The organism is Streptomyces sp. NPDC056503 (assembly GCF_042794995.1).
Classification (GTDB): Bacteria; Actinomycetota; Actinomycetes; order Streptomycetales; family Streptomycetaceae; genus Streptomyces.
The window spans coordinates 1-9159 of record NZ_JBHTST010000209.1; the positions used below are offsets into that span (position 1 = coordinate 1).

At 73.9% G+C, this 9159-nt stretch carries 10 protein-coding genes; 3 read left to right on the forward strand and 7 right to left on the reverse strand.

Annotation, left to right across the window (positions count from 1 at the left end; genetic code table 11):
- Positions 1-536 precede the first annotated feature (536 nt).
- Positions 537-1535 carry a tryptophan--tRNA ligase gene (gene trpS, locus ACFQ8C_RS35360; RefSeq protein WP_383465823.1) on the forward strand — a complete coding sequence of 333 codons (999 nt, stop codon included), beginning with the start codon at positions 537-539 and terminating at the stop codon, positions 1533-1535.
- On the opposite strand, the gene ACFQ8C_RS35365 is transcribed toward trpS, so the two are convergent.
- Complete coding sequence (locus tag ACFQ8C_RS35365) at positions 1502-2500, reverse strand: GlxA family transcriptional regulator (RefSeq protein WP_383465825.1); 999 nt, start codon at positions 2498-2500, stop codon at positions 1502-1504. The two genes, trpS and ACFQ8C_RS35365, sit on opposite strands and share 34 nt — an antisense overlap.
- A gap of 76 nt (positions 2501-2576) precedes the next feature.
- Between ACFQ8C_RS35365 and ACFQ8C_RS35370 the strand changes: the two genes are divergently transcribed.
- Positions 2577-3185, forward strand: coding sequence for a cysteine hydrolase family protein (locus tag ACFQ8C_RS35370; protein ID WP_383465827.1), 609 nt, complete (start codon positions 2577-2579; stop codon positions 3183-3185).
- Between the two features lie 4 nt (positions 3186-3189).
- On the opposite strand, the gene proC is transcribed toward ACFQ8C_RS35370, so the two are convergent.
- The 5 genes from proC to ACFQ8C_RS35395 form a co-directional block, all read right to left on the reverse strand.
- Entirely contained in the window at positions 3190-3999 is an 810-nt protein-coding gene (proC, locus tag ACFQ8C_RS35375) for a pyrroline-5-carboxylate reductase (RefSeq protein ID WP_383465829.1), read from the reverse strand.
- 86 nt (positions 4000-4085) lie between these two features.
- Complete coding sequence (locus ACFQ8C_RS35380; protein ID WP_383465831.1) at positions 4086-4823, reverse strand: ABC transporter permease; 738 nt, start codon at positions 4821-4823, stop codon at positions 4086-4088.
- Positions 4820-5641, reverse strand: coding sequence for an ABC transporter ATP-binding protein (locus ACFQ8C_RS35385; RefSeq protein ID WP_383465833.1), 822 nt, complete (start codon positions 5639-5641; stop codon positions 4820-4822). The genes ACFQ8C_RS35380 and ACFQ8C_RS35385 overlap by 4 nt, the downstream gene beginning before the upstream one ends.
- A 78-nt stretch (positions 5642-5719) precedes the next feature.
- Positions 5720-6226 carry a hypothetical protein gene (locus ACFQ8C_RS35390; RefSeq protein WP_383465835.1) on the reverse strand — a complete coding sequence of 169 codons (507 nt, stop codon included), beginning with the start codon at positions 6224-6226 and terminating at the stop codon, positions 5720-5722.
- Between the two features lie 49 nt (positions 6227-6275).
- The gene (locus tag ACFQ8C_RS35395) at positions 6276-6530 is read right to left on the reverse strand and encodes an SH3 domain-containing protein (RefSeq protein WP_383465837.1); all 255 of its coding nucleotides are present in this window, start codon (positions 6528-6530) and stop codon (positions 6276-6278) included.
- A 137-nt stretch (positions 6531-6667) separates the two neighbouring features.
- On the opposite strand from ACFQ8C_RS35395, the gene ACFQ8C_RS35400 reads away from it, so the two are divergent.
- Positions 6668-8893 carry a protein kinase gene (locus ACFQ8C_RS35400; RefSeq protein WP_383465839.1) on the forward strand — a complete coding sequence of 742 codons (2226 nt, stop codon included), beginning with the start codon at positions 6668-6670 and terminating at the stop codon, positions 8891-8893.
- Positions 8894-8926: 33 nt separating this feature from the next.
- On the opposite strand, the gene ACFQ8C_RS35405 is transcribed toward ACFQ8C_RS35400, so the two are convergent.
- Positions 8927-9064 (reverse strand): hypothetical protein, encoded by a 138-nt coding sequence (locus ACFQ8C_RS35405; protein ID WP_383465841.1) that lies wholly within the window; start codon positions 9062-9064, stop codon positions 8927-8929.
- Positions 9065-9159 lie beyond the last annotated feature (95 nt).

Below are 9159 nucleotides of genomic sequence, written 5' to 3' on the forward strand. Positions count from 1 at the left end.
TCGGTGCTTTCCGGTCCCTTTCGCTTTCGCTCCGGGCCCTTCCGGCGTTTCCGACTCTATCAGATCCTTTCGGCGTCTGATTCCCAGTCAGGGGGTTGTCTTCGCGGCTGTTGGGCCGTTCCGACGAGTGAGACATTAGCGGATTCCTCGGCCCCGACGCTAATCGGGGTCTGCGTCCGAACTTCGAACGCGGATTCCTCATTTCGCAAAAGCGCACGGAAAGCAGAACGGCACGACGAATCGCGGCCGTCAGGCTCGGTGGTTCTTGCGGAATCGCTGTCCGGGGCCGACCGGAGTCGGTGCTCACGCTGGACAACTCGGAGAACACTACGGACCACATAATCCCGTGTCAACCCCGGTCCTGGGGCGTACTCTCTCCGCATGACTACGCATGCGCACACCACCCAGTGGTGGGCCGCCTGACGGCGGCCCGTACTCACGCATGCACACGGCCGCCGACTCGGCGGCCGTTCGCGTATCCCCCTCCGGGAGCCGGGCCGTCGGGCCGGCGCAGGACGGAGAAGGAGCGGAACGCGATGACGAGGATCTTCAGCGGGGTCAAGCCGACCGGGCATCTGACGCTGAGCAACTACCTCGGGGCCGTACGCCGGTGGGTCGAGGTGGACCAGCACCAGGGCGAGGCGCTGTTCAGCGTGGTGGACCTGCACGCGCTGACCGTGGAGCACGATCCCGGCCGGGTGCGCCGGCTGAGCCGGCAGGCGGCGACGCTGCTGCTGGCCTCGGGGCTCGATCCGGAACTCTGCACGCTGTTCGTGCAGAGCCATGTGGACGAGCACGCCCGGCTGTCGTACCTCCTGGAGTGCACGGCCACCGACGGCGAGCTGCGGCGGATGATCCAGTACAAGGAGAAGAGCGTGCGGGCGCGGGAGGCCGGGCAGAGCGTGCGGCTCTCGCTGCTCACCTATCCCGTGCTGATGGCGGCGGACATCCTGGCCTACGGCACCGACGAGGTGCCGGTGGGTGAGGACCAGACGCAGCACGTGGAGCTGACCCGGGATCTGGCGGTGCGGTTCAACCAGCGGTACGGGCACACGTTCACCGTGCCGAGGGCGACGCGGCCGGCGGTGGCGGCGCGGGTCATGGATCTCCAGGACCCCACCTCGAAGATGGGGAAGTCGCACGAGGACGGGGCCGGGATCGTCTATCTGCTCGACGACGCGGACACCGTGCGGCGGAAGGTCATGCGGGCGGTGACCGACAGCGGGCGGGAGGTCGTCCACGACCGGGACGCCAAGCCGGGCATCGCGAATCTGCTCGATCTGTTGGCGGCGGCGACGGGCGGGAACCCGGAGGAGCTGGCCGGTGTATACGAGTCGTACGGAGCGTTGAAGAAGGACACGGCGGACGCGGTCGTCGAACTGCTGCGGCCGGTGCGGGAGCGGCATGCCGAGCTCGCGGCGGATCCGGGGTACGTGGACGGGGTGCTGCGGGAGGGTGCCGAGCGGGCCCGGGGGATGGCGCGGCCGCTGGTCGACCGGGCCTACCGGGCGATCGGGCTGCTGCCCGCCGTGTGACGGAAGGCGCCGCGGTAGTCGCGCGGGCTGGTGGCGAGGTGCGAGGCGAAGTGCTGGCGCATCGTGACCTCGCTGCCGAAGCCCGCGCGGCGGGCCACTTCGGGGAGGGGGTGGTCGGTGAGTTCGAGGAGTCTCTGGGCGGCGGCGACGCGCTGGGTGATGAGCCAGTGGAGGGGGGTGGTGCCGGTGGTGGCCTGGAAGTGGCGGGCGAAGGAGCGGGGGGACATGCCGGCGTGGGCCGCGAGGCTCGCGATGGTGTGGGGCTGGTCGAGGTGGGCGAGCGCGTGGGCGCGGACGGCGGCGAGGGCGTCCGCGTCGCGGTCGGTCCTGGGCGTGGGGCGCTCGATGAACTGGGCCTGGGTGCCGGTGCGGAAGGGGGCGGTGACCATCGAGCGGGCGACGGTGGCGGCGACCTCGGCGCCGTGGGCCGTACGGACGAGGTGGAGACAGAGGTCGATGCCGGCGGCGGTGCCGGCCGAGGTCCAGATGCCGGTGTCCTCGATGTAGAGCGCCTCGGGTTCGACGCGGACCTCCGGGTGGCGGGTGGCGAGGGTCTCGGCGAGGCGCCAGTGGGTGACCGCGCGGCGGCCGTCGAGGAGGCCGGCGCGGGCGAGGACGAAGGCACCCGCGCAGAGGGAGGCGACGGGGACGCCCGCGGCGTGGGCGCGGCGGAGGGCGTCGAGGGCGGGGGCCGGGAAGTCGGCGTCGGGGTCCTCGATGCCGGGGACGAGGACGAGGTCGGTGGGAGCGAGCCCGTCGAGCCAGTCGAGGGGGCGGTCGGGGGTGAGGCTCAGGCCGCCGCGGAGGGGGATCGGGGCGGCCGGGTCGGCGGCGGTGCGGCGGAGGTCGAAGGCGGGGACGCCGTGGCCGGTGCGGTCGGTGCCCCAGACCTCGGTGACGACGGAGACGTCGAAGGCGCGGATGCCGGGGAAGGAGAGGAGGGCGATGCGCTGGGGGGCTGCCATGGGGTGGCAGTAAACCATCGATCGCCGACTTCCGGACCTCTGGGGCGGAGGGCGCGGCCCCGGGAGGATCGTGGCCATGGAGATCGAGAAGAACGCGGCACTGATCGTCGTCGACGTGCAGAAGGGCTTCGAGGACCCGTCCTGGGGTCGTCGGGACAACCCGGGGGCGGAGGAGAACATGGCCGCCCTGATCGACCGGTGGCAGGAGACGGGCCGGCCGGTGGTGTTCGTGCGGCACGACTCGGTGCAGCAGGGTTCGCCACTGCGGCCGGGTACGGAGGGCAACGGGTTCCAGGACTTCGTCGAGGAGCGGCGGGGCAAGGGCGCCGGGCCTGAGCTGCTGGTGACGAAGACGGTGAACTCCGCCTTCTACGGGGAGCCGGATCTCGACGCGTGGCTGAGGGGGACGGCCCGCGGCGGAGCCGCCGACGGAAGCCGCGGGCAGGTCGTGATCGTCGGGATCCAGACGAACATGTGCAACGAGACGACGGCCCGGATGGGCGGAAACCTCGGGTACGACGTGCTGTTCCCGCTGGACGCGATGCACACCTTCGACCTGGCCGGGCCGTTCGGCTGGTCGCGGACGGCGGAGGAGCTGACCCGGGCGACGGCGGTGTCGCTGCACGGCGGGCGGTTCGCCCGGGTCGTGACCACGGAGGACGTGCTGGGGGGCACGGCCCGGTAGGAGGTCAGCCGTTACCGGAGGCGAGCTGGCGGCTGCGGTCGCGGGCGGCCTCCAGGGCGGCGATGAGGGCGGCGCGGACGCCGTGGTTCTCCAGCTCGCGGATGGCGCTGATCGTGGTGCCGGCGGGGGAGGTGACGGCCTCGCGGAGCTTCACGGGGTGCTCGCCGCTGTCGCGGAGCATCACGGCGGCGCCGATGGCGGCCTGGACGATGAGGTCGTGGGCCTGGGCGCGGGGCAGGCCGAGGAGGATGCCGGCGTCGGTCATGGCCTCGACGAGGTAGTAGAAGTACGCCGGGCCGGATCCGGAGAGGGCGGTGGCGGCGTCCTGCTGGGACTCGGGAACGCGGAGGGTCTTGCCGACGCCGCCGAAGATCTCCTCGGTGTGGACGAGGTGTTCCGGGGTCGCGTGGCTGCCGCCGGAGATCACGGACATGCCCTCGTCGACGAGGACGGGGGTGTTGGGCATGACACGGACGACGGGGGTGCCGGGGCTGAGTCGCTCCTCGATGAAGGAGGTGGGGATGCCGGCGGCGGCGCTGATGACGAGACGGTCGGCGGCCACGTGGGGGCCGAGTTCGTCGAGGAGGCGCCCCATGTCCTGGGGCTTGACGGCCAGGATGAGGGTGTCGGCGCGCTTGGCGGCCTCGGCGTTGGTGACGGTCTCGACGCCGTAGCGGTCGCGGAGCTCTTCGGCGCGCTCGGCGCGGCGGGTGGTGACGAGGAGGTGCGCGGGGCGCCAGCCGGCTCGGATCATGCCGCTGAGGAGGGCTTCACCGATCTTGCCGGTGCCGAGGACTGCGACGGTCTGGGTCATGGCTCTGTTCACCTCGCCGGAGGGGGGTACGTGTCGTCATCCTCGCACCGGCGGGGCGGCCGGTGCGCGGGGTGTCCGAGGGTCGGTCACGGGGTGCGGCGGCGGAGGGTGGCCGCGCCGAGGGCGAGGACGAGGACGGCGCAGCCGGCGACGACGAGGACGTCGCGGACGAAGGCGCCGGTGACGTCGGGGTGGTGGAGGACCTCGTTCATGCCGTCGACGGCGTACGACATGGGCAGGACGTCGGAGATCGCTTCGAGGGCGGGGGCCATCTTGTCGCGCGGGGTGAAGAGGCCGCAGAGGAGGAGCTGGGGGAAGATCACGGCCGGCATGAACTGGACGGCCTGGAACTCGGAGGCGGCGAAGGCGGAGACGAAGAGGCCGAGGGCGGTGCCGAGGAGGGCGTCGAGGAGGGCGACCAGCAGGAGGAGCCAGGGGGAGCCGACGACGTCGAGGCCGAGGAACCAGACGGCGAGGCCGGTGGCGAGGACGGACTGGACGACGGCGACGAGGCCGAAGGCGAGGGCGTAGCCGGCGATGAGGTCGGCCTTGCCGAGGGGCATGGCGAGGAGGCGTTCGAGGGTGCCGGAGGTGCGTTCGCGCAGGGTGGCGATGGAGGTCACCAGGAACATGGTGATGAGGGGGAAGATGCCGAGCAGCGAGGCGCCGACGCTGTCGAAGGTTCCCGGGCTTCCGTCGAAGACGTAGCGGAGCAGGAAGAGCATCAGGCAGGGGACGAGGAGCATCAGGGCGATCGAGCGCGGGTCGTGGCGGAGCTGGCGCAGGACGCGGGCGGCGGTGGCGAGGGTGCGTGCGGTCGTCACGGGCGGGGCTCCTCGTGGGCGGCGCGGGTGGCGGTGTCGACCAGGTGGAGGAAGGCCGCTTCGACGGTGTCGGTGCCGCTCTGCCGGCGGAGGGCGTCGGGGCTGCCTTCGGCGAGGATCCCGCCCTCGCGCATGAGCAGGAGCCGGTGGCAGCGCTCGGCCTCGTCCATGACGTGGGAGGAGACGAGGAGGGTGGTGCCGCGGTCGGCGGCGAGCCGGTGGAAGAGGTCCCAGAGGTCGCGGCGGAGGACGGGGTCGAGGCCGACGGTGGGTTCGTCGAGGACGAGCAGGTCGGGGCTGCCGAGGAGGGCGACGGCGAGGGAGACGCGGCTGCGCTGGCCGCCGGAGAGGCGTCCGGCGAGGGCGTCGGCGTGGTCGGCGAGGTCGACGTCGGTGAGGGCGGCCTCGACGGCGGTGGCGCGGGCGGGGCGGTGGGCGCGGCCGGGGAGGAGGACGGAGGCGAAGTAGTCGAGGTTCTGCCGGACGGTGAGGTCGTCGTAGACGGAGGGGGCCTGGGTGACGTAGCCGATGCGGGGGCGGAGGTCCGGGTGGCCGGCGGGGCTGCCGAGGACGGTGAGGGTGCCGGTGACCTTGGCCTGGGTGCCGACGATGGTGCGCATGAGGGTGGTCTTGCCGCAGCCGGAGGGGCCCAGGAGGCCGGTGACGCGGCCGGCCGGGACGGTGAGGTCGAGGCCGCGCAGGACGGTGCGGTCGCCGCGTACGACGGCGAGGCCGCGGGCGGTGACGGCGGGAGCGGTGGCGGGGTCCGGGTCGGGGGGTTCGGGGTCGGCGGGCTCCCCGTGGTCATAATTCATCATGTGATGAATAGTGGGGACGGAGAAGCCCCCGCGTCAAGGACCGCGGGGGCCGGATCCACGCGCCCGCCCGGGCGGGCGCTACGGACGCTTGGGCTTCTTGCGCGCGGCCGGGTTGCCGGTGCGGGTGCCGCGGCGCTTCTCGTGGCGGGCGCGGGCCGTCTCGTACTCGGCGCGGCGGAGCTTCTCGCCGGGGGCCTCCACGAGACAGCGCAGGGCGTAGGCGAGGAGCACGCCGATGAAGCCGATCGCCTTGAGGCTCCGGAGGGAGTCCTCGCGGGCCTGGTCGGCGGGCCGGCGGCCGAAGCCCTCCCAGGTCTTGCTGAAGGCGATGGCCGAGCAGATCGCGAACATCAGGATCACCAGGGTGTTCACGAGGCCGCCCACCGCCGCGAGTTCGAGCCCCTCGTAGGCGAAGCGCAGGACGAAGGCGCCCGCGACGGCCGCGGCGAGCGCGCCGACCGCGAGGCCGGCGCGCCGCAGTCCGTAGTGGGCTCCGTGATCGACCCAGGTCGTCCCGAAGAAACGGATCTCCTCGGGCTGGGGTCCGCTCGTGCCGGTTCCGGGGTGCTGCTTGTCCTCGCTCACGAGGTCGATTATCCCCGGTACGGCGCCCCGGGGGCCGGGGCGAAGGTCCTCAGGCGCAGCGCGGCGCGACGTAGTCGTCGCTGCCGGTCCTCACGTACGCGTCGGAGACGTACTGCCCCGCGGCGATGCTGTCCCAGAGACGGGTGGTGCCGTACGGCCCCGAGACCCACTCGCCGGGCTTCTGGCAGTGGATCGGTACGGTCGTGCCCTCGGAGAGCACCCGGACCACCGGGTACTGCGTGCTCGGACCGGAGCGGACGTTGAGCCGGTAGCCCGGCGCGACCGGGTAGTACTTCACCGCCATGTTGTTCTCCCCCTGGCTTCACTCTGTGCGACGCGCGCAGGCTAGCAAGCCCCACCGACATCGCGGGGGCCATCGACTAGGCTCCGTCGCGTCGCGCACGTGCGCGCGGACGGAGCGGAACCACACGGGGGTGGGAGATGCCGCCGTTGAGCAGTACCGACGCCGACCGGGACGCCGAGGGTCCCGAGTACGCCGGGGAGTACCGGCTGCAGGCGGTGCTCGGCGCGGGCGGCATGGGCGTCGTCCACCTGGCCTCCTCGCCCTCGGGGCTGCGGCTCGCCGTGAAGGTGGTGCACGCGCGCTATGCGGAGGATCCCGACTTCCGGGCCCGGTTCCGGCAGGAGGTGGCCGCCGCCCGCCGGGTCAGCGGCGCCTTCACCGCACCGGTCGTGGACGCCGACCCGGCCGCCGAGCGCCCCTGGATGGCCACCCTCTACGTCCCCGGCCCCACCCTCGCCGACCAGGTCCGCCAGCGCGGTCCCCTCTCCCCCGCCGAGCTGCGCCGGCTGACCGCCGGACTCGCCGAGGCGCTGCGCGACATCCACCGCGCCGGGGTGGTGCACCGCGACCTCAAGCCGAGCAACGTGCTCCTCACCGACGGCGGGCCCAAGGTCATCGACTTCGGGATCTCCCGGCCGGTCGACAGCGACCTGCACACGGAGACCGGGAAGCTGATCGGCTCGCCGCCGTTCATGGCGCCCGAGCAGTTCCAGCGGCCGCGCGAGGTCGGGCCGTCCGCCGACGTCTTCGCGCTCGGCTCGGTCCTGGTGCACGCGGCGACCGGACACGGCCCCTTCGACTCGGACAGCCCGTACATCGTGGCCTACCAGGTGGTCCACGACGAGCCGGACCTCACCGGGGTGCCCGGCGAGCTCGCCCCGCTGGTCGCGCGCTGTCTGGCGAAGGAGCCGGCCGACCGGCCCACGCCGGCCGAGATCATGGCGGCCCTGCTCCCGCCCTCGTACGAGGCCGAGGCCTTCATACCGTCCCAGCGGCGGCGGCCCGCGCTGCCCGCCGGACCCTTCGCACCGGACGGGCGGGACGACGGCCTCCCCCAGGGCCTTGCCGACGCCTCCGGCGACACCATGACCCGGGCCGCCGCGCCCGCCCCGCCCGCGCGGCGCCGACGGGCGCTGCTCGGCCCGCGCCTGACGGTCTCCGCCGCCGTCGTGCTCGTCCTCGCCGGGGCCGGGGTGTACGCCGCGCTGCGCCCGCCGGCCCGGCCCGCGGCGCAGGCGCCCGCCCACCCCGCCGAGGTGGCGACCGCCTTCGACGGCTGGCACACCCGGCTCCAGGAGCACGGCGGCTCCGCCGCGCCCGCCTGTCTGCACGAGACCGGCTCCCTCTACTGCTCGGCCCGGGGCGTGGCGCTCGCCCGGCTCGACCCGAGGACCGGCGAGGTGCTGTGGAAGCGGACCGGGCCGGTGGAGTCCGAGCCGCCCGGCGCGCCGGTGCCGCTGGCCGGCGGGACGGAACCGCTGGTCGGCGCCGCGCCGAAGACCGGCCCTCTGCGCGCGTACGCGGTCGAGGACGGGGCTCCCGGCTGGACCGCGCGCGCGGACGTGCCCGAGACCTTCCGCCCGGCGGGCAAGGTGGTGGTCCTCTCCGACGGCCGCGGCGCGCTGCGCGCGATCGACGCGCGGACCGGGGCCGGGCGGTGGGCCCACCGCCTGGCCGGGTTCGACGCGCCGGTGCTCGGCGACTACGACGCCCCGACCGGGCTGCTCACCGTCTCCGAGACGGCGGCGGACGGGCGGAGCAGCAGGATCGGGGCCGTCCTGCCGGCGACCGGCGAACTCGTGTGGAGCCGGGTGGTGACGGGGGACGCCACCCCGGTCGGCCGCACCGGCGACGGCACGCTGGTGCTGGCCTCGCGCTACCAGGGCGACCTGGTCGACGCGCTGGTGCTGCTCGCGCCGGGCGACCCGGACGATCCGGGGAGCGGGCCGGACGCGGGCTCGGAGCGCCGGATCGGGATCCAGGAGCGGATGCAGCTCGGCGGGATCGCCGTACGGGGCTCGGTGGCTTACCTGCTCTCCGTGGACGGGCGGCTGGTCGCCCTCGACACGGCGACGGAGAAGGGCAGCCGGCTGTGGGACCTGGAGACGGGGGCCTCGAACGTCTCGGTGCCCGTCCTCGGCGCCGACCGGCGGCTCTACCTCTCCGCGGCGGACGGACGGCTGTTCGCGGTGGACACCGCGCGCGGCGCGGTCGTCGGGCAGACCCGGCCGCGCCTGGAGAACGGGCGGCTCGGGTACGCGACGCAGGTGCCGGCGCCGCTGGTCGCCGGGGAGCGGATCTTCGGGACGGCGCCGGACGGTTCGGTCTTCGCGGTGCACGCGCGCGTGGCGGAGTCCTGGTAGCGCCGGTCCCGCGCGCGGGGGCGCCCGGGGCGGTCAGCCGCAGTGCCCCCAGGGGCTGGTGTACGCGTACGTGCCGACGCCGGCCTCGATCATGCCGCCCCAGCTGACGCAGCGCCCGGCGGCGTAGGCCCGGACCGGTCCCGCGTAGGAGCCGTGTACGGAGTCGCGCATGCGGATCTCCTCACTGACAGGCATGGACATGACACCCTGGGCGAGGCGTGAGCGTAGCGCACGCGCGGACGCGCGGGGAGCGGGCTTCTCGGCCC